This is a genomic window from Mesorhizobium sp. P2_F5, assembly GCF_056403715.1.
Map to the genome: position 1 here is coordinate 127240 of NZ_JBFUEY010000017.1, position 19568 is coordinate 146807.

15 protein-coding genes, 1 tRNA gene and 3 pseudogenes are annotated in these 19568 nt (G+C 58.8%); 13 read left to right on the forward strand and 6 right to left on the reverse strand.

Annotated elements, in window-relative coordinates:
- Positions 1-228: 228 nt before the first annotated feature.
- The 4 genes from AC1DYO_RS21995 to AC1DYO_RS22010 all read left to right on the forward strand — a co-directional run bounded on the left by AC1DYO_RS21995 (position 229) and on the right by AC1DYO_RS22010 (position 3915).
- Positions 229-687, forward strand: coding sequence for a phasin (locus AC1DYO_RS21995; protein ID WP_181058537.1), 459 nt, complete (start codon positions 229-231; stop codon positions 685-687).
- A 347-nt stretch (positions 688-1034) separates the two neighbouring features.
- Positions 1035-1111: transfer RNA gene (locus AC1DYO_RS22000), tRNA-His, on the forward strand.
- A gap of 609 nt (positions 1112-1720) precedes the next feature.
- A complete protein-coding gene (locus AC1DYO_RS22005; RefSeq protein WP_477266605.1) occupies positions 1721-3070 on the forward strand; it encodes a calcium-binding protein in 1350 nt (449 codons plus the stop codon).
- A gap of 419 nt (positions 3071-3489) precedes the next feature.
- Positions 3490-3915, forward strand: coding sequence for a hypothetical protein (locus AC1DYO_RS22010; RefSeq protein WP_477266606.1), 426 nt, complete (start codon positions 3490-3492; stop codon positions 3913-3915).
- A gap of 68 nt (positions 3916-3983) precedes the next feature.
- On the opposite strand, the pseudogene AC1DYO_RS22015 reads toward AC1DYO_RS22010, so the two are convergent.
- The 3 genes and pseudogenes from AC1DYO_RS22015 to AC1DYO_RS22025 all read right to left on the reverse strand — a co-directional run.
- Positions 3984-4092: pseudogene (locus AC1DYO_RS22015) on the reverse strand (3'(2'),5'-bisphosphate nucleotidase CysQ); the annotation flags it as partial.
- Positions 4073-6004 carry a sulfate adenylyltransferase subunit CysN gene (gene cysN, locus AC1DYO_RS22020; RefSeq protein WP_477266607.1) on the reverse strand — a complete coding sequence of 644 codons (1932 nt, stop codon included), beginning with the start codon at positions 6002-6004 and terminating at the stop codon, positions 4073-4075. The gene cysN and the pseudogene AC1DYO_RS22015, both read right to left, overlap by 20 nt.
- A 14-nt stretch (positions 6005-6018) precedes the next feature.
- Positions 6019-6111: pseudogene (locus AC1DYO_RS22025) on the reverse strand (sulfate adenylyltransferase subunit CysD); the annotation flags it as partial.
- A 989-nt stretch (positions 6112-7100) separates the two neighbouring features.
- On the opposite strand from AC1DYO_RS22025, the gene AC1DYO_RS22030 reads away from it, so the two are divergent.
- Together AC1DYO_RS22030 and AC1DYO_RS22035 are read left to right on the forward strand one after the other, a co-directional pair.
- The gene (locus tag AC1DYO_RS22030) at positions 7101-7340 is read left to right on the forward strand and encodes a hypothetical protein (protein ID WP_477266608.1); all 240 of its coding nucleotides are present in this window, start codon (positions 7101-7103) and stop codon (positions 7338-7340) included.
- Between the two features lie 874 nt (positions 7341-8214).
- Positions 8215-8973 (forward strand): LuxR C-terminal-related transcriptional regulator, encoded by a 759-nt coding sequence (locus tag AC1DYO_RS22035; protein WP_477266609.1) that lies wholly within the window; start codon positions 8215-8217, stop codon positions 8971-8973.
- Between the two features lie 151 nt (positions 8974-9124).
- Here AC1DYO_RS22035 and AC1DYO_RS22040 read toward each other — a convergent pair whose 3' ends face one another.
- Positions 9125-10207 carry a hypothetical protein gene (locus AC1DYO_RS22040; RefSeq protein ID WP_477266610.1) on the reverse strand — a complete coding sequence of 361 codons (1083 nt, stop codon included), beginning with the start codon at positions 10205-10207 and terminating at the stop codon, positions 9125-9127.
- A 551-nt stretch (positions 10208-10758) separates the two neighbouring features.
- Between AC1DYO_RS22040 and AC1DYO_RS22045 the strand changes: the two genes are divergently transcribed.
- Entirely contained in the window at positions 10759-11346 is a 588-nt protein-coding gene (locus tag AC1DYO_RS22045) for a sugar transferase (RefSeq protein ID WP_477266621.1), read from the forward strand.
- Between the two features lie 93 nt (positions 11347-11439).
- Here AC1DYO_RS22045 and AC1DYO_RS22050 read toward each other — a convergent pair whose 3' ends face one another.
- The gene (locus AC1DYO_RS22050; protein ID WP_181060090.1) at positions 11440-11688 is read right to left on the reverse strand and encodes a hypothetical protein; all 249 of its coding nucleotides are present in this window, start codon (positions 11686-11688) and stop codon (positions 11440-11442) included.
- A gap of 409 nt (positions 11689-12097) precedes the next feature.
- Here AC1DYO_RS22050 and AC1DYO_RS22055 point away from each other — a divergent pair, with 409 nt between their 5' ends.
- The 6 genes from AC1DYO_RS22055 (at position 12098) to AC1DYO_RS22080 (ending at position 17843) form a co-directional block, all read left to right on the forward strand.
- Positions 12098-13378, forward strand: coding sequence for an O-antigen ligase family protein (locus AC1DYO_RS22055; RefSeq protein WP_477266611.1), 1281 nt, complete (start codon positions 12098-12100; stop codon positions 13376-13378).
- A gap of 43 nt (positions 13379-13421) precedes the next feature.
- The gene (locus AC1DYO_RS22060) at positions 13422-14255 is read left to right on the forward strand and encodes a hypothetical protein (RefSeq protein ID WP_477266612.1); all 834 of its coding nucleotides are present in this window, start codon (positions 13422-13424) and stop codon (positions 14253-14255) included.
- 8 nt (positions 14256-14263) lie between these two features.
- Positions 14264-15268 (forward strand): hypothetical protein, encoded by a 1005-nt coding sequence (locus AC1DYO_RS22065; protein ID WP_477266613.1) that lies wholly within the window; start codon positions 14264-14266, stop codon positions 15266-15268.
- 96 nt (positions 15269-15364) lie between these two features.
- Positions 15365-16525 carry a PqqD family peptide modification chaperone gene (locus AC1DYO_RS22070; RefSeq protein WP_477266614.1) on the forward strand — a complete coding sequence of 387 codons (1161 nt, stop codon included), beginning with the start codon at positions 15365-15367 and terminating at the stop codon, positions 16523-16525.
- Positions 16522-17517, forward strand: a complete 996-nt coding sequence (locus AC1DYO_RS22075; RefSeq protein WP_477266615.1) for a nucleotidyltransferase family protein — start codon at positions 16522-16524, stop codon at positions 17515-17517. The genes AC1DYO_RS22070 and AC1DYO_RS22075 overlap by 4 nt, the downstream gene beginning before the upstream one ends.
- 83 nt (positions 17518-17600) lie before the next feature.
- The gene (locus AC1DYO_RS22080) at positions 17601-17843 is read left to right on the forward strand and encodes a hypothetical protein (RefSeq protein WP_477266616.1); all 243 of its coding nucleotides are present in this window, start codon (positions 17601-17603) and stop codon (positions 17841-17843) included.
- Positions 17844-18022: 179 nt separating this feature from the next.
- Here AC1DYO_RS22080 and AC1DYO_RS22085 read toward each other — a convergent pair.
- Positions 18023-19568, reverse strand: a pseudogene (locus tag AC1DYO_RS22085) (RTX toxin); the annotation flags it as partial.

The window sequence follows — 19568 nt, forward strand, 5'->3', positions numbered from 1 at the left end:
GTTAATAAAAGCCCGCGCGGCGAAGGTCCACAAGCCATGGCGGGAAGCGGGGGGAATCTCTGGCCTCTTGGTTAACGGCCCTTGGGTAATGCCCAGGGTAACGTACGGGAAGAAATTTATGGTGCACTGCAACAAAGATATTGCATCGCACAAAAAAACCGCTATATTGCCATCATACATGAACGAGACGGCTTTTTGTCAAAGCCGCTACCCCCGAAAGGATGGAAAATGACCAAGGCCAAGACCGCTGAGACCATCGAAAACGTTGAATTCCCGAGCTTCGACGCTTCCAAGGCAACCGACCAGATCCGCGCTTTCGCCGAAAAGGGCGTGGAGCAGTCGAAGGAAGCCTACTCCAAGCTGAAGACCGGCGCCGAAGAGACCCAGAAAGTTCTGGAATCGACCTTCGAAACCGCCAAGACCGTTTCCAGCGACCTGTCGCTCAAGACCATCGCCGCTCTGCGCGCCAATGCCGAAGCCGGCTTCTCGCACCTCGAAGCCCTGATCGGCGCCAAGTCGCTGTCGGAAGTCGTCGAGCTGCAGACCGCCTTCCTGCGCAAGCGCGTCGAGACCACCGTCGAGCAGGCCAAGGAGTTTCAGGCCGTTGCTTCCAAGGCTGCCGAAGACGTCTCGAAGCCGGTCAAGACCGCCTTCGAGAAGGCCCTGAAGGACATCAAGGCCGCCTAATAATTACGCACAACTCTACGATGCATCAAAACGTCGCATTTCGTCAGACAAATAGATGTGCGATAGAGCTGTCCAGTGAATACCCGGCGAGTGGAACCTCCTCCCTCTGCTCTCCGGGGTGACCAGCCAGCACCTCCTCCCGCTGGCTCGTAACAGGAAAAGGCCGGCACCTCCTCCCGCCGGCCTTTTCTTTTGCCCGAAGAAAACCGGCGCCTGTTGGCAGAACCGGCTTTGCCTTATCAAAGGCCTTGAATTAGACTCTGATAGACCGTATTGGACGCATCGCCGAACGACAGAGCGGATCTCGGAGAATGAATTTTTCACCACGATCTGGCTCAGGCGAACGTGCCGTTGTAGCTCAGATGGTTAGAGCGCCGGATTGTGGATCCGGAGGTCGCTGGTTCGATCCCAGCCAACGGTACCATCGGCTTATCCTGTAAGCCATTGAGTTTTATAGCGAATTTCACATATCTGGCCGTGTTTCTCGCATCATTCTACTCATCTGTGTGTTGCCTATTGTGATACTTATCAGATAGGTTCGGCCTCTTCTCCGCCTTGATGGCACCCATCACACGTAGCTCAAGCCTTCTGGTTTCGAAAGACCTTGCAACGATGCGCGCGATAATCGGCGGCAACGACGTGTAATTGGGTGGGTCGTGACCCGAAGCGGACGCTCATTTCGCAACAAGCTGGCGGCGGCAATGCGCCGCGTGCCAGTAGCGGACGTTGAACTTCCAATGTCCGATGTCGTGAGTTGACCCCGACATTCACGTCGTGAGTGAATCACGAGATAGGGGCGACTTTGCGCGGGCGCTTGCGCTCGTCAACGAGATGGCTAGCCGACTGGTCGTGGTAGCCCTATGGCGGGATCAACGTACTTATCCTGCGGGGCGCTGTAATTGGACGTGGGTGTCCGGTATTTTGTCATATTTCGTGATTTGCGCGATATCGCCGACGGGGCTCTGATGTGAGCGGGCTTTTCTGGCTTCAGGCACGTGGCGAAAAGGGCGAGGGGTGTGAAAGGTGGCCAAGCATGGCCAATACGAACACCATTGTCTTGAGCGGCGACTATGGCTACCGCCAATATAAAGTATCCGGTCTGCCCGCCGACACCATAATCGATGCCACCAGCGCCTCGTGGATCGTCGCCAATCAGGGAAGCCCCACCAACCTCTATCCCTTCGCGGTCGTCAACCCCGGCGACAACCTCCTGGCTTTCGGCGGCACGATCAACGGCACGGTCTCCCAAACCGGCGACTGGGAGAACATCTACGTCAACTCCGCCGCAGTCCGTATAAATTCAGCCCACAGCTTTACGATCGACGACTGGACAATCACCCAGCCTTGGGATGGCATCCGTGTCGGCGGCACCGGCACCTTCCTCATCGAAGACTCCTATGTCGGCAACTCACGAGACGACGCGGTCGAGGACGACGACGTCATCGGCGGCACCATCCGGGATTCCCTGTTCGATCACGTGTTTTCCGGAGTGAGCCTTGGCGACGGTGAATTTGATGGGTCTGACAACACGGTCACCATGGATGGCATGCTTCTGGGCATGGGAGAGTACCTTCGCAAAGGCGTGATGACCCACGGTTCGCCATTCAAACTCGACAATGGCACAGGCGCTAACGATATCACGCCCAGCCTGCACTTTATCGACTGTGTGGTGGCGATCACCGACGTTCACCACAACGGCCAGGCGCGGCTGCAGCATGCCTGGGACAAGACGGTCGAGTCGCACGACAATTACTATCTCAACCTCTCTGACACGCCGCTGCCGGCGGATTATCCAATGCCGCCCGCCGGCTGGACGGTCCTTCAAGGTCAGGCGGCCCGCGATTACTGGGCCAACGCCAAGGCGGCCTGGCATACAGCCCATGACGGGACCGACCCGATACCGTCACCTCCGATCCCGCCGACCGAACCGACCCACGGTACGAGCGGGAACGATACTTTTGTCGGCACTGGCGCGGCCGATACCTTTGATGCCCTGGCTGGCAACGACACACTGCGGGGCCTGGGTGGCAATGACGTGCTGACCGGTGGCAGGGGCGAGGACACCTTCGTGTTTGATACGGCCTATGGCCCCGGCAATGTCGACACACTCACCGACTTCCACGCGGCGGATGACTCGCTCTATCTCGACAACGCCGTCTTCACCAAGCTCGGCGCCGGTTCCTTGTCCAGCCCGACGCGGGTGAACTCGTCGTATTTCGAGTTGCGAGAACACGCCGCCCACAGCAACGATTACCTGCTCTACAACCGGGCCACGGGCGTTCTGTCCTATGATCCCGACGGCTCGAAATCGATCCCGCAGGTGGAAATCGCCCACCTAGAGCCCGGAGCGGCCCTGACCTATCACGACGTGTTCGTCGTTTGATCGCTCATGCGATCGCACATGGCACAAGGAAGCGCGAGCGCGTCACGGGTGTTCCTGTTGCCACTGACAGCGATCAGAAATGGCGGCGGATAGCGCCCATCTAGTTGCCGGTGGCGGGTTTCGCCATGTGGGCTTGCCTGCGCTCAAACGGTTCCCAGGTCGCAACGGTGCATAAGTAGTTCGGACCGTGAGTATCGAGGGAGGCGCTGATGATGACGCCAGCGCTGGAAAGAACTCGCCCTTTTTGCGGTGGGACGTGGGTCTGTTCGAGCGTCGGCAGCGGCGGAGCAATGCGCAGTATTAGTCAAAATTTGGCAATCGCGATTGTCTTGTCGAGAATCCGCTTACCCGGCCTTGTCAGCGCGTCGTGGCGCGATAATTTTTGTTGAGAAGGGGACTTCGATCAAAAGGAGCCGACCATGAAACACCAAACCATAAGCCAACTGCAGACAATCGCAGAAGTGGAACCCTTGTCGACATACCCGATCATGACCCGGCAACAGCGCATCGAGCGCTGGGCAAAGTTGCTGGAAGAACATCCCGAGCGATGCTTGGGAGCGCTGACTGGCACTGAGCATCTGAAGTGGCAAGCCCGCGACGCAGCACGCAGCGCGGGCTCGCCAATCACAGTGGCCTTCGAGGATCCGGTACTGCGTGCGGTCGGCCTGAAGGATGACACCTATGGGGAAGCAAAGCGCTTCTTCGAACTGTCTGACTGGGAATTGCACGACATCGTCTGCAGTTGCCATGTCGGGACCACGATAAAAGGGCAATGGGCTGCCGCTAGAGTCCGCCGGACAATCGCTGGGAACAGGTTTCTCAATTGGCTCAGGGAGAGAATGTGACACTGAGGTCGCCTAGAGCAGCGACAACGATTGCATCGGTAAGAGCCCATGATACCCGGCTTCTCCCAGTCGACCCCACAGCCGGTGTAGAACACGCATCACCTCGCGTCCGGCCGCCAAGGCCAGCCGCTCGAAGATTTTGAGCATCAGCCTGCCGTCAGATGCCGCCGCTGTCATGTTGGTCTTCGGCAATGTCGCGCTCGTTCAGCCAGTGCTCTAGGGCGTCTACCATCTCTTCGGCCGATTTGCCGAGTGTCTTGAGATGGATTTCCGGGTTTTCCGGCGCTTCGTAGGGAGAATCGACGCCGGTGAAATTCTTGATCTCGCCATTCAGTGCGCGCGCGTAAAGGCCCTTCGGATCGCGCCGGGCGCATTCCTCGAAGGGCGTATCGACAAACACCTCGACGAATTCGCCGTCGGCCATCAATTCGCGCGCCATGCGCCGCTCGGCGCTGAACGGCGAGATGAAGGAGACAATGACGATCAGCCCGGCATCGGCCATCAGCTTGGCCACTTCGGTGACGCGGCGGATGTTTTCGACGCGGTCTGCATCGGTGAAGCCGAGATCGCGGTTGAGGCCGTGGCGGACATTGTCGCCGTCGAGAATGTAGGTGTGGCGCCCCGAGGCGAAAAGCTTCTTCTCGAGCAGGTTGGCGATGGTCGACTTGCCCGAGCCGGAAAGCCCGGTGAACCAGAACACGGCCGGGCGCTGGCTCTTCAGGTCGGAGCGGCCGCGCTTGCCGACATCGAGCGACTGCCAGTGGATGTTTTCGGCGCGGCGCAAAGTATGCAGGATCATGCCGGCGCCGACCGTGGCGTTGGTGATGCGGTCGATCAGGATGAAGGCGCCGGTGGTGCGATTGTCGGCGAAGGTGTCGAAGGCGATCGGCGCGCGGGTCGAGATGTTGCAGATGCCGACTTCGTTCATGTCGAGCGACTTTGCCGCTTCATGGGCAAAGTTGTTGACATTGATCCGATATTTCAGATCGGTGACGGTGGCGCTGGTCTGGTCGGTCTCGGTGCGCAAAATGTAGGAGCGGCCAGGCAGCAGCGCCGCCTCGTCGAACCAGACGATGTTGGCGGCGAACTGGTCGGCGACCTGCGGCCGCGCCGCGGGCGACACCAGCATGTTGCCTCTGGAGACCTCGACCTCGTCATCGAGCACAAGAGTGATGGCCTGGCCCGCGACCGCCTGGGTGAGATCGCCGCCTTGCGTGACGATCCGCTTGACGCGCGAGGATTTGCCGGACTTGGCGACAACAACCTCGTCGCCCTGCGCAACCGAGCCGGAGGCGATCGTGCCGGCAAAGCCGCGAAAATCGAGATTGGGTCGATTGACGTATTGGACCGGGAAGCGGAACGGCAGCTCGACCATCGCTTCGGCGACCGACACGGTTTCGAGATGCTCGATCAGCGTCGGGCCGGAACACCATTCCATGCTTTCCGATCGGCGGCTGACATTGTCGCCATAACGGGCCGACATCGGGATCGGCACGATCGTCTGGAAGCCGAGATCGCGCGAGAATTGCCCGTAGTCTTCGACGATACGGTCGAAAACCGTCTGATCGAAATCGACAAGATCGATCTTGTTGACGGCCAGCACGACATGGCGGATGCCGAGCAGTGAGGCGATGATCGAATGGCGCCTGGTCTGGCGAAGCACACCCTGCCGCGCATCGATCAGCACGATCGCCAGGTCGGCGGTCGAGGCGCCGGTCGCCATATTGCGGGTGTATTGTTCGTGGCCAGGTGTGTCGGCGACGATGAATTTGCGCTTGGGGGTGGCAAAGAAGCGATAGGCGACGTCGATGGTGATGCCCTGCTCGCGCTCGGCCTCGAGGCCGTCGACCAGCAACGCGAAGTCGATGTCGTCGCCGGTGGTGCCGTGCTTGCGGGAATCGCCTTCGAGTGCGGCGAGCTGATCCTCGAAAATCTGCCTGGTGTCGGAAAGCAGGCGCCCGATCAGCGTCGACTTGCCGTCATCGACCGCACCGCAGGTGAGGAAGCGCAGCAGCGACTTCTTTTCCTGCGCCGCCAGATAGTCGCGAACACCGTCGGTGGGTGCAAGGCTCTTTGCCATGTGGCGCACGGCTAAAAGTATCCTTCGCGCTTCTCGTCGAGGCGCAATTTCATGCGCTCGTCATCTCTGGGGATTAGCATGCCATCGCGTTCCACCACCGGCCGTACCTCGGTGAATAGCGCTTACTGCGGCGGAACAAGGACAGATTAAGGATCGGCGTCCGGCGGCTCTCATCCACGGCAGTCCGTCGCGCGATGCAATCCGAAAGGCGGCCCTGCAATATACCAGGCGATCCGATCTGGTCCCTGATGGACATGGTCATCTCCAAGCCTATCACTGGCTCTTCATAACCCTCCTGCTCGCCGCTGTCTTCTCGCGATCTGCGCTTCCGGGGGGATCAGGCAAGAAGATTGGGAGCGCGTCCGTGAAATGGTCCATTCAATGGGTCAGGTCCGCCTAACTCGGATTGCAAGGCTTCTGATCACGAAGGCCCTGTGGTGGGGCGCCATCCCATGCCAATCACGCTGAGACTATCGTTGCTGCCAGCCCTGATGTGAAGCCCGTCCGCCGTGGGGCCAAATGCGACCCGTTATGGGTCAGTACGCCTGGCACCGCAATTGCGTTGATAGGTGTGTGGGATGGGCGAGGGCCCGTCGTCTCGCAAATGGGGCGGCGGGCCTTTAGTCAACGAGGACTTGGATGGAGCGGCCCGGGACCCCTTGTTGGGATGGGGCGAGGACACCGGGCCTAACCGACGGGCAGTTTGTGAGAAACGGCGCCGGGGGCTGGGGGACTATATGCGATCATGCTAGATATGTGCAAAGCATACGAACGAGGTACGAGCGCAACAATTCGGGGGTCAACCGGAGACCGATACACCGGTGGCGCCGGCGTTGTGAGCATATTCGAGAAGCCGCACTGGCGCTGACTAAAACGGAGTAGGGGGAACAGTGGCGGCGTAGGAATGGCCTCGCTTTCCGTTTTCACGGCGCGCTGAATGCCTCATCGCTTCTTGTGCTCCTTCGTGACGTTTTGCTGATCTGGTACATCGGTGCGTCAGAAGCAAATCCCGTCGCCGACCGCCTTTGGTTCGCCAGAGCTAGCCCTTGTCGTTTCGCCGCTTGCCACTATGCTTTAGCGAATTCAAAAATAAGAGGGTACGGGCGTGCTTCGTCGATCGGCTCGAGCTCGTCTGCTTGGTCTTATCGCCGCGGCAGTTCTGCCGGGCTGGCTGTTCGCCGCATATCTTCTCCTCCAGTATACGGTGCAACAGCAAAGCCGCTTCGAACAGGACGCTTTGCGGACGGCGCGACAAGTCTCGCTGGTGGTCGACGAAGAGCTTGCCAACCTGCAGACCATTCTTGAAGTCTCTCAAAATCGGCCACTCTCGCCAACGGCGATCTGAAGGCGTTTCACGATGAGACGAGTCGCCGTGTGCAAGGCACGGATCAGATCCTCACCTTGAATGATGCCAATGGCAATCAGCCTACGAACACCGACATCGCGCAAGGTCAGAATTTGCCTCTCGTCGAACCGGTATGGAACATGAGCATCCTGGAGGGCATGAAGAAAACTGTCGTGCAGCACGCGAGGCTGGCAAGAAGGAGTCGCCGGATTTTAATGCCTCGTGGATCCACGAGGTGCTCGGCGGCGCCGGCGGAATGGGGAAAAGTTCGGTTCGGCGGAACAATGGGACGTACGCTGGTCCCTGAAGGCCGGGGAAGTGGCGGTCTCCCGGCCAGCATAGATTACGGAGCGTTTTTCTGGTCCTGCGCGCATATCTCCTTTTGACCTACGACGAATCAGGTTCGAGCAGCATGGGATGCGCCAAAGGGAGTGTGGACCGGCAGCGGTCAGTCCGATTTTCTAAAATCGCGGCCCGACTCCTCCGAATCGCAAGTTTGCACTTCTCAGGTTGAGACAATTCCGCATGCACTTTTTGGTGTGGCATCCGGCCTGTGCAATTCCAGGCTGTTGGAGGGTTGGAGGGCTTAACATATTAGCTAGCTAAGATATAATTACAAATTGTTAACCAGGATTAATGCGTCTTTTCCACAGCATCGTAGTATGCCTTGCAGGTTGGGTTACCTCTAAAGGGCAGGGAAGCCATACGTCCGTGCGTTGGGGCGACGTATGTCCTACTCCTTAAATCCATTCCTAAGACCTAAGCAGCCTGACACACGATAAACGAGCGTATCAGTTCACGCTGACAAGCTTTTGCGAGGGCTAAACCAAAAGGAGAAAGGCAAAGTCAGCGGCGGAGAGGAGTAGGTAAGTCGATGGCACACCCCCAAACTTCCGATTTTTCGAATGACGCGATAAGACCGTTACACAACGGGCAAATGCCGGGCGCAAATGGCCTTGGCAAGTCCGATCTCGAAGACGGACATCGAGGCGAAGGTCTTGTCATGATTGTCGACAAGCGAGCACTTGAGCGTGAATGCCTTGCTCGTGGCCTTGTCGAACACAATCCCACTTTGCGCGTTAGCGCGGTAGGATCGCTCGACGAAATCCAGCACATTGCCGGGGAAACGGAGCCGTCTGCGGTCCTCGTCATCCTTGGTTCCAGAAAGGTCTCCGACCAGAGTGTTCGGGCGGAACTTGCGCATTTCATTGCTGAGATTGGCGCCGTACCCGTAATCGTCGTGGTGGATTCCGACGAGCCGGCGGAGGTTCTCGCCGCACTCGAATGCGGCGCCCGTGGCTACATTCCCACAAGCGTGACGGTGAAGGTCGCTGCCGAGGCCATTGGTCTCGCTCGCGCCGGAGGGATCTTTGTACCCGCCAGCTGCGTGCTGGCGCTCCGAGAGATCATCCACTCATCCGCAAACGGTGCCCGTCCGCTCGCCGGTATGTTCACTATACGCGAGGCGGCGGTCGTGGAGGCGCTCAAGAAAGGCAAGGCGAACAAGATAATTGCCTACGAACTCAACCTCTGCGAGAGTACCGTCAAGGTTCACATCCGTAATATCATGAAAAAACTGAAGGCTACGAACCGCACGGAGGTAGCGTACAAACTTAGACAGATGTTGCTTTGAAGCTGCCTCGATCGGCCCTTGCCTGGACGGCTCTAGCAATACAACTGCTGGATGCGTAAACGGCGGGACTAGCGGTTCGCCGCTCTAATCTAACCGAAGGTCGATCGTCTCGTCCGAGCCTTTTCGCGAGACAGGCACTCTCGGCTGGTATTTAGGCACTTTCCCGGCCAACCGTGGCGGACCCTGCCTTCACCAGAAATCCAACGCTGTCCCCTCCGAGCTCCGCGCCCCGATATGCGGCTTCGGCGGCCTTCAGCCCACCCGTCAGTCTGCGGACCATTGGAGCCGGTCCGAGTACGTCAAGTGGAAGGCCCAACTGACCGCGGGTGGGCCGCTTCGGTGGCCAGATCCTGAGGCCGAAATAGCTGGCCGCCGAGCGATCGATCCCGCCGCTGAATTGCACCAGCAGCGCTTGGCTCGAGTTCTGAGCAATACGGCCGAGGCTGTTGATGTCCATTGGTGGTTTGTCGGACGGCCTCATCGCGACCACGATCACATCCCATGCATCGTCGGTCAGGAGCACGGGATGGGAAAAAACACTTACTCTCGCCCCACCCTCGCGTAACGTATGCTCAAGGGATGGTGCACAGGGCGTGTCGCTGACGATGGCGATCCTCGCGGCACGTTGATCGACACCGGCATCGTCGAGCAAGATGCAGCACAACCGTGCAAATTCGGGCAGCAAGTTTATAGCTGGGTGGCTGAGATTGGGAGCCGCAACCTTGATGCCGGCCTCGTCACAGGCGTCGAAGTCCACAACACCCGGCCGAAGCTCCCATGGTTCAGCCATCAGCGAAACAACCGCATGCGAGGGCAAGAGTTCGATGAGCGATCTCGAAATCGGCCCGACCTGGAGACCGTAGGTAACGATGTCGACGTCCTGCCATTTTCGGCTGTCGATGCGGTTCGTCACGTCAACGCGTTCGGCGACCTTGGCGTGTTTGGCAAATGCCAACGTCGCGTCTGCAGTTGCCGCGAAGCTCGGATGTCTGGAGGAGATGCGGGTGAGCGCAACGACACGGCTGGCATTGGCGAGCGCCGCCACTGTGGCGGTCACCGCTTGGTATCCTGTCGTAGCGCCAACGACCACGGTGAGGCCAGAAAGATCGAGATCAAGCGAGGCTATTTGCTTGCGCACGATAGCAAGTACTCCGGCAATGTCGATTTCCGCAACATCACCAGCAAACGACTTTGCGGGAAAATCACGTGACGAAGGCATCAAGCTGGGCACCACGTTGCGCGCTCCCCAATATCAATAGGCCGGCGATATCCTTTGAGCGATCAACAGCCTGCCGGGTCTCGCCTCAAGTGCGATGCATGTGCACTTCCTGCATCGCCTTGACGGACGCCTGAGCGGCCCTGCGCATTTAGCAAACGTGGTTCCTTTATATCCTATCCTTGCCAGAGCGTGACGGCCTGAACTTGGTTGGCGCTTTGATCTTATGGTCGTCGAACGAATTAGAATGCAGGCTCCGCAATACAGCCGAACCTGTCGATCTGCTACTGTAGCAAACGGGTGCAGGTGATACGCCGTTTGATCAGAAGGCTTACCGACGCTACGCCGCCGACGCGCCTATCAGGCAAAGGGGTAACGAGCGCAGGGTATGACGCTACCTCCTTTGCTTCTCTTGCCGACAATGACAAGCCGCAGTGAAGTGGGCCAACATCAGCAGCATTTCTTGGTAAAAACCCGTGACAATCAGCGCATTCGACATAAAGCGCCGCAGGCCCGGCATCCGCATCGGACAAACCCTCCGTCCACTTGGAGGCCGGCGCAAGAGGATGATGGACATGACTGTCGCATTGATTGCGCTTGTTCTCGCTGCTCCGGTGATGCTGGCGGTTGCCCTTTTGATATTGGTGACCGACGGGGGGCCGGCGGTGTTCTCACATACTCGAGTCGGGTTCAACGGCAAGCGTTTCGCCTGCTACAAGTTCAGGACCATGGTGGCCAACTCGGAGCGCGTTCTGGCCGACTATCTCGCGAGCAATCCCGAAGCCGCCAAGGAGTGGGAGCAGAATTGGAAATTCAAGAACGATCCGCGCATCACATTCCTGGGGCACATTCTCAGGAAGTCGAGCCTGGATGAGCTGCCTCAACTCATCAACGTGCTGCGCGGCGAGATGAGTTGCGTCGGCCCTCGTCCGGTCGTTCCCGACGAACTACAACGCTACGGCTCCTGTGCGATCGATTATCTAAAAACCCGGCCCGGGCTAACCGGCCTGTGGCAGGTGACGGGCAGAGACGCAATGGATTATCCCAGTCGTGTCTCTATCGACAGCCGCTATGTGCGGGAATGGTCCCTTTGGGCCGACGTCGTCATTCTCCTCCGGACTGTCTTCGCCGTGATGAAATTCGACCGTGCGTCTTGATTAAAGTGCATGGCGAATTCTTGCCCTGATGCATGTCGTTGCCATCGCGAACAGATGCGGCGCCGGGCGCGAAGAAATCGCAGCTGCTGACCGTCACTGCTTACGTGACATGTCACGGCGCCACATGGCCGCAAGGAAGAGGCCGAGCAAATAGGCGCACTGCAGAACCACAACGAGAAGTAGGATTGAAACCAGGCGGTGCCAATCAAATACACTGCCGATGCCACCTGCAACGGCACCGCCCACGACAGTCACCGCGGTCATGATAATGAGCGCAGCTGCTCGAAAACGAAATCCCAGCAAAATGCCGATCACACCGACGGCGACAAGGCCCCAAAGCACGGCGATCTCCTATGGGTGGAAGACTCAGTGTGCCATGTCCAAGTCTCCCACATCTGCGAATCGGCACCAACACTCAATCCGGCTGCACAGTCTCGCCGAAGCTCAATCAAGTGGCGGAAATCGCTGCAACTCCGCCGCTTTGCACAAAAGGCGTAGAGCACCCTGTCCAAATGCCCCCTTTTCGCTCATTTCCTTGTCCACCCGCCGAGCCTACGCTGCTTGTAAATAGGTATGCGGAGATTCACCCGCCATGCGGCAGCATGCAATGAAATATAATCCGCGCCGGGACGCTGAGCCTGTGTTTATCGGTGCTGCTACTCAGGACAACAAGGCGCTGGACGTTGCGCGTCGGGGCAGGGCTGTGTCGGCGCGAAGTTCCGCACAATGCTTTCAGTGTGACATCTGATCTATGCTGCAGGCATCCGTTCTTTTGCTGATCGTGTCCATCTGGTTCCCTGGCGCAACGCGGATTGCCGGAACGGATGGCTCGCTTTCCTTCTTGCTGGCTCTGTTCTGCGCCCTCTTAAGCATCGTTGCCTATGCCGAAACGGCAAGACGACTCCATCGGGTCGAAGCGACCTTGGCGACTGCGGTGCTGACGATATCTGCTTTCATCATCATTCTGTCCCTGTTGTCGATGCTCTACGCAGACAATCCGCTCAGGACGATGCGCGCGGTTTTCGCACAAGTGTTTGGTTTCGCGATTATTCCAGCAGTCGCAGCGATCTCCACGAGACCAAAGGGTCTCGTGGCAGTCGACAGGGTTGTGATGGCGATAGTCATCATGAGCGTTGTAACATCCTGTCTTGTCGCAATCGGACTGGGCGATGCCAGATTCGCCGATCGGGCCGAAGGCTATTTCAAGCACTCGAACCAGCTCGGGATCGCCTTGTCGGCCGGTCTGCCACTTATCGCCGCGAAGATGGTCTCATCTCGCAAGCATCGAGTTCTTCTCTTGGGCTGCCTCTTTGCGGTGCTCTTGGGTTTGGTGAAATCCGGTTCAAAGACAAACTTCATTCTCGGCGTGGCGGGACTCGGTGCATTCTTCGGACTATACAGTATATATCTGATCAGGAGAAAGAAGAGTCCCATAAAAATAATCGTGGGAACCGTTGCCGCTCCGATATTGCTCCAAGTGAGCCTGATGGCATTGCAGTCCCTGAACCCACGGGCTTACAACCTTCTGGCTCTTCAACTTTCCGGAGGCGAGGCGCATTCGGTGGTATCGCGACAGCACCTGTGGTCCATATCGATAGATCTCGGCCTGTCGCATCCGTTCATGGGCGTGGGGGCAGGGCAGCCGGTGGGCGATATCGCTCCCCATAGCCACAATTTGTTCATCGACTTCTTCAGAACACTGGGAGTGCCTGGACTCGCGTTGGTGTCGATCATGGTTCTCGTTGTCTTGGCGTATCTGGTCAGCGCCGTCCTCTGCACATTGTTCGGCAATGACAGGGGGAGCGACCAGGCGACGGAAGTGAATGTGATGGTGCTCGGAGCGTCGGTTTCCCTGTGGAACTACATCGTCGCAAACCAGATGAGCGATTCCTTCGGTCCATCAACTGCGGCTTTCTTCTGGCTGCCGTTGGCTTTGCTCATCTTCTACCGCGGCATGCAACGATCACTGCAGACCGGTCTTGAGCGTCCACAGTTGTACCCGGTGACCGAGTCCCAGCTGTTTCAACATTGAGCTTTTCAATCTTCCGAAAAATCAACTTTACCACCTGAATCCAATGACTACGCACACAGGTCGTGACCTGGCGGCTGGCTTGCCGCCAAGCGTCGAACCATGCGCGCTTCAAACAGACATCCGATTTGTGGAGTTCTTTGGTCTCCCCGGAATTGGAAAGACAACCGCATCCACCCTGTTGGCGAACGGCTTGCGTCGGTGCGGTCCGTTGGTCGGTGATGCGCGAATAGCGTGGCAGACAAGAAATTTCATCGGCCGCCAGATTTATAGGATCGGTATTGTTGCACCAAGATTTAAGGATCGTGAGTTTCGCTCCCTGTTCGCGCGCATTGCGCGCTTTGTCCTCGAAAGCGGGCAATCATCAATTGTCGATGCAGTCAGAGTCATCTGGAATCTTTCGTTTCTGGTTGCCTATGTCCAAAGCGAGAGAGCAGAAAAGAATACCATTGCCATCATGGATCAGGGTCTGTTGCAGGGGTTCTTGTCCATTTTGCTTAAGAGCCGGCATCGGGCAACATCCGAGAAGTGGCTTGATATTCTGTTCGCCATTGGCGTGAACGACATAGCTTTTGTCCATCTGCGCGGCGAGGTCGGCGTGGCACGAGATCGACTTCAGAAAAGGGGCGATCGGTCCTCGCGGATGCAAAGGGCATCTCCTGACCGCGACTTTGATCTCTGGTCGACAGCGGACCGTGCTTGCCGCGAGATTGCGGCCGATCTTGAGGGGGGGATGGGGACGGAAGAACACGCCGGCGTGCTGGCGGCGGTCGTCGTGGAAAGGTTCGCATCACCCGAAGACGTCGCCGAAAGGGTTCTCGATGCTGTGCTGCTGGCCTGCCTCGAACGGCATCGGCTGTGCGATTCGGTAGGTCAATGAGCACGAGCATGGACCGCCGTTCATTCATGGGCGTCGCCGGCTTCTATCCTGTAATCGCCCTGTTGCCGAGCTCGTTCCAAGCGCAAGGCGGACAGACGCCGCAAGGCAACGAGATCGTTCTGGCAGGTGAGTATGGCTTCGAACAGCAATCGATCCGGAATCTCCAGCCGGGAGCAACCATCGACGCTCGCAATGCTGCTTTCACAGTTGCCAACAGCAGAAACAACGATCCCAGCGCGATGATGGGCTGCGACGAGGGGCCGTTGCCGGTCAATCGCTATCCCGTCGTCATCCGCAACTGTCCCGGCGTTCGCTTTGTCGGCGGCCGCTTCGACGGCCGGGTGCCGCTAACGTCTGATTGGCGGGACACCTACTGCAACAGCGCGGCTGTGCTTGTCAGGGACGGAACCACCAATGCGACAATAGAGGGTGTGCGTGCGCGCCGCTGCTGGGATGGCATTCGTTTTGCCGAGCACGCTGACGGCTTTCGCCTAAAAGGGTGCTGGCTCAGCGAAATCAGGGATGATGCGGTGGAGAACGACTATCTCCTCAGCGGCATCGTCGAAGATTGCCTGTTCGACGGATGTTTCTCCGGGATCAGCCTGGATCCTGCGTCAAACGAACGGGACGGAACAGGGGAAACCGTGCGGATCGATGGATCCCTAATCCGTATGCACGCCTTTCTCTCCAAGGGCGAAATCACACATCAGGCGCCGATCAAAGCTGTCGATCAGTCACCCAGGTTGAGGATCACGGGATCGGTTTTTGCATTGGCTGCGGCTAACATGCGTGGGTTCCGGCGCCTGGAAAGAACATGGCGGCTGACGATTGAAAGTCGGGACAACGTGTTGCTGTGGCTGCCCGACGAGCCAATCCCCTCCGCATTGCCGCTGCCGCCGTCTGGTTTCAGATTGCTGACGGGCGCCGACGCCCGCAAACATTGGAACAAGGCGCATTTACAGTGGATCGCGACGCACCAGGACGTGGTTCGGTTCTCCGACGAAGTGCTGTGAGAAGTCGCAGCCGTCGGCAATGATCATCCGAACTGCGAAGTCTTGTGGCGCTCGCATGTAACCTGCTTTGCAACAACAGCTTGGACCATCACCGCGATGAACCAGCACGAGGCGATTGACAGAACCATGGCGTCCGGCCCCGCCGACCACAGTCTTGGGATGTTTGTGATCCAGGGGCGGTTGGCACGCGTCAGGGGACAGAACCTCCTGTTCAGTTCATCCCAGCAGGCCATTTTCGCCGTCAACGATACGGCTGCCGACATCTGGCGCTCTCTGGAAGAAGGCATGCCACCGCAAGCCATCTCGGCCGAGATGGCGCGTAGTGGCGTTGATAGACTTGAGGCAAACAGGCATGTCGAGACTGCGCTGGAGGATTGGCAGCGGCTGAACCTGATACGGCCCTTCGCGCCTTCGTCTGCTTCTTCAGCTCAAAAGGCGGTGAGCCAAGTGGTCTCCGTTGCGGGCCTCAACATACGCATCGTCTATCCGGCAGCTTGCGCCTTTCCCGCGATCACMGTGTTTCAGCACCTTGAGGTCAAAAGAGAGACTGCCGACGTTCTGCTCGAGGTGGTCGGACATGGGGGGCGGGTCCATTTGCTGCGGGATGGCGAGTGGATTTTGTCCTGCTCGCTCGACGAACTACCCGTCATGCTGAAGGGGCAATTGTTGACCGAGGTTCTGGATTACGGCGCCTACGAGCTTGCTCTCCATGCGGCAGCGCTTTTCAGAAATGAACGCATCGTTCTTCTTTGTGGCAATCCGGGCGCCGGCAAGACAACGCTGACCTTGGCATTGGTCCATGCAGGATTTGGCTTTGCCGCCGATGATGTGACGCTGCTGGACTCTAGGGGGCATGGCATTGGCCTTCCGTTTGCCCCGGCAGTCAAGGCGGGAGCATGGCCGCTGCTGGCCGAATACTGCCCCGACCTCGGTGCCGTTCCGGTCTGTCGCCGCCCAGATCGCAGGCGTGTACGGTTTGCCGTGCCCAAGGCGTTCGTGCCCTTGCCTCCTGATCCCCTCCCCATCGGCCGTGTGGTCCTGCTCCGTCGAGGTCGCGACTCGAAAGCTAGCCTGGAGCCGGTCGATCCAGCTCACGCATTGCGCGGCCTTCTCAACGGCGCGCTTGCACCCGGCGGAGAGCTGAGCGGCACAGCGTTTGACGTCCTGGTCCAACTCATCGGATCGGCGCAAACCTATTGCCTGACCTATTCGAGGCTTGATGATGCGGTACAACTGATCACGAAAGCGTGCCGATGATCAGCAGGGGCGTCGCGCTTGAGGCGTTGGTCGCCGGGCTGCGCGGCAGTCCGACCGACCGGACCGATTGGCGGGCCGTGATTGCTCTGGCCAATCACACCCTGCTCACACCCGATTTGTTCTCGTCGCTCGCGCGCGCCGGACAGACCCACCATCTTCCGCAGGACGTGCGCGAGTACCTTCAGTTCGTTCACGACTGCAATCGGGAACGGAACCTGCGCTTGCGTATCCAACTGCATGAAGCCGTTGCGGCCCTCAACAGCCGCGACGTCGTTCCGTTTCTGCTCAAGGGGGCTGTTCCCCTGTTCCTTTCGCCGGCCGGCCGGGTTCCCAGCAGGATGATGAGTGACCTCGATCTAGCCGTGGAACCGCCCGAAGAGACGATCGCCCGAACCTGTCTCGAAGAGCTTGGCTACGTCGATGTGGCGGGCGCTCGAGGCATGGCCCGCCAGCAGGACGCCGGCATGCTGGAGCTCCGGATGAGCCGGGCGAACGGCTTTGACCCCCCCAAGCTCGTTCAGCGAGACGGCCTTCGGGTGAAAATTCCGTCTGCTCAGTCTCGCGCCCTGCACTGGATGGTGCACGACCTTCTCAAGGAGGGAGATTATTGGCGCGGAAGGATAGATCTCAGACACCTTCATGATCTGGCCAGATTGGCGGAAAGCGACGGCGTGGACTGGACGGCACTGCAGGCATCCATGTCGGATCGAAGCGCCCGCAATGCGCTCGACACCCAGCTGCTGGCCCTGCACCATTTCTTCGGGACCAGAATCCCGGCAAAATGTGCACAACGCCCAATGGTCCGTTTCCAGCACTGGAGGCGCATCTTCACGGCGACCCACCCCATCATCGGCGCCCCGCTGCGCCTGGCCGGCAATTTGATGTGGGGCACATGGCGGTTTTCACGTGCCTACGGTTTGGCGCGACGTGGACCGTCCGACCTCTTGCGTCGCATCGCTCGCACGCTCTTCAACCCTCGTACCAAAATCTAAGCCTTTTGGGGAACTAGTACCCCCGTATCAGCGAGCCTAAGGTGAAAGCTGTGAATTTGAGAAAGTTTGTGAAGAGGTCTGACATGTCAACTGAAAGCACAAAACGCTCGGAACGGACGCCGGAAACCCTGGTCTCGGAGGCTCAAGCGCGCCGTGAATTTCTCAAGAAGGCGGGGCGTTTTGCAGCGGTTACGCCGCCGGCAGTGACGCTCTTGCTCGGCACAAGCTTGAACTCCAGGGCGATTGCCAAATCGGGCGGATCAAAACCGGGCAATGGTTGGGGAGACAAGAACCATATTCACTCCGGTCCCCCCGGTCAGGCGTAAGCTCCTGGTGCATCGTGGTCGCTGAAAACAGCGTCTTGAGGACATAGGGCTCCAGCCTTTTCATTTGGAAGCCCGGACCAGCCTCACATTGCATAGGCACCATCCCGAACTGCAATCAGCGCGGCTTTCGGCCGGCGTGACGTGCGCGCCGAGGGATCGAGCCGTCGCGCCGTGCCGGTTCAGACGAGCCAATCATTAAAATGGAATTCATAGATCTTGCCGTCGTTCTCGGTTGGGTTCGTGTCATTGTCCACGCCCCGATCGACGATATAGAGGCTCATATGGTGGGTCGGATCGTCGCTGCTCGGCGCCAGCGCCAATCCGGCCGGTTTTTTCGCGTGGGCCGAGGAGATATCGAGCGTACCCAACAGATCCCCTGTCGTTGTAACCATTGCCACTGACTTGGGCGACTGAATGTAATAGAGGAGATCGTTGCCCGGGTCATACGCGATGCTTGCATCACCTGGGGTTCCCAGCGCGGAAGCAGAAAAACTCGTCACGATGTCATCGCCGCCCGTACTCGCGACGCCGTCGAATTTGCCGTTCTGACCCGGTGCGACGGTGTAGATGTTGTGCGTTGTGCCATCCGCGACATACAGGACGCCACGTTTGGTATCATAGGCAACGCTTTCCGGATCCGTGCTGCCGAATGCCGACGTCCTGAACGAGGTCACGATGTCGTCGGACGTATTGTAAAGTCCGTCATTGCCGGGGTTCAGTTCGTACACGCTCTTCGTGCCGGTATCGTCCGCGAAGAAGAGATGGTGGTTAGCAGGATTATAAGCGATCCCGGCGGGCTCGTCGGAGAAATTGACGGTTGTGAGTGTTCCCACCAGATTGCCGCTCAGAGTCGTTTGGTAGACATTCTTGCCGGTAAAAATGGACATCTCCTCCACTTCGCTGTCGGCAACAAGCAGCGTGCCCAAGTGGGAGATATAGACGATATCAGTGGGGTCGGGGCTCGGCGGCGACCACAGCGAAGTCGGGATAGTATGTGCCAGGGTCACCGACGTCGGCAGCTGGTGGGCCATGATGTTGACGTTGAAGGCATGGGTATCGATGCTGCCATCGGACGAGGTGGCCGTGACGGTGAGGGCGACTGACGGCTCGGACGTCGCGTTGAGCGTGCCGGTACCCGAACGCGTTATGACACCCGTGCTGGAATTGATGGCGAAGCGCGAGTCGCCGATGCTGTAGGTGACCGTCGAGCCGGCATCGGGATCCGTGGCCGCGGCGGTAATCCCGATCGCCGTGCCGGCGGCGGCGTCCTGGGCAATCTGGTTGCCGGCGGGGTTGGAATCCGGCGAGATCTTGAAGGCGACCGGCTCAGGGCTGTTGAGGACGGCGAGGCTGAAGGCCCGGTTGGCGGTGCTTCCGTCGGACGAGGTTGCCGTCACTGTCAGATTGATCGACGGCTGGGTCTCAAAGTCGAGCGTGCCGGTGGCTGAGCGCGTGATGACGCCGCTGCTGGAATTGATGGCGAAGCGAGAGTCATTGATGCTGTAGGTAACGGTCGAGCCGGCATCGGGATCCGTGGCCGAGGCGGTGATTCCGGTGGGTGCACCTGCCGCGGCAAGCTCGGCGATCTGGTTGGCGGCGGGGTTGGCATCCGGCGAGGAGTTGAAGGCGACCGGCTCAGGGCTGTTGAGGACGGCGAGGCTGAAGGCCCGGTTGGCGGTGCTTCCGTCGGACGAGGTTGCCGTCACTGTCAGATTAATCGACGAC

Coding starts and splice junctions, on each gene's coding strand:
- AC1DYO_RS21995 (WP_181058537.1), top strand. CDS start 229: ATGACCAAGGCCAAGACCGCTGAGACCATCGAAAACGTTGAATTCCCG.
- AC1DYO_RS22005 (WP_477266605.1), top strand. CDS start 1,721: ATGGCCAATACGAACACCATTGTCTTGAGCGGCGACTATGGCTACCGC.
- AC1DYO_RS22010 (WP_477266606.1), top strand. CDS start 3,490: ATGAAACACCAAACCATAAGCCAACTGCAGACAATCGCAGAAGTGGAA.
- AC1DYO_RS22035 (WP_477266609.1), top strand. CDS start 8,215: ATGGCACACCCCCAAACTTCCGATTTTTCGAATGACGCGATAAGACCG.
- AC1DYO_RS22045 (WP_477266621.1), top strand. CDS start 10,759: ATGGACATGACTGTCGCATTGATTGCGCTTGTTCTCGCTGCTCCGGTG.
- AC1DYO_RS22055 (WP_477266611.1), top strand. CDS start 12,098: ATGCTGCAGGCATCCGTTCTTTTGCTGATCGTGTCCATCTGGTTCCCT.
- AC1DYO_RS22060 (WP_477266612.1), top strand. CDS start 13,422: ATGACTACGCACACAGGTCGTGACCTGGCGGCTGGCTTGCCGCCAAGC.
- AC1DYO_RS22065 (WP_477266613.1), top strand. CDS start 14,264: ATGGACCGCCGTTCATTCATGGGCGTCGCCGGCTTCTATCCTGTAATC.
- AC1DYO_RS22075 (WP_477266615.1), top strand. CDS start 16,522: ATGATCAGCAGGGGCGTCGCGCTTGAGGCGTTGGTCGCCGGGCTGCGC.
- AC1DYO_RS22080 (WP_477266616.1), top strand. CDS start 17,601: ATGTCAACTGAAAGCACAAAACGCTCGGAACGGACGCCGGAAACCCTG.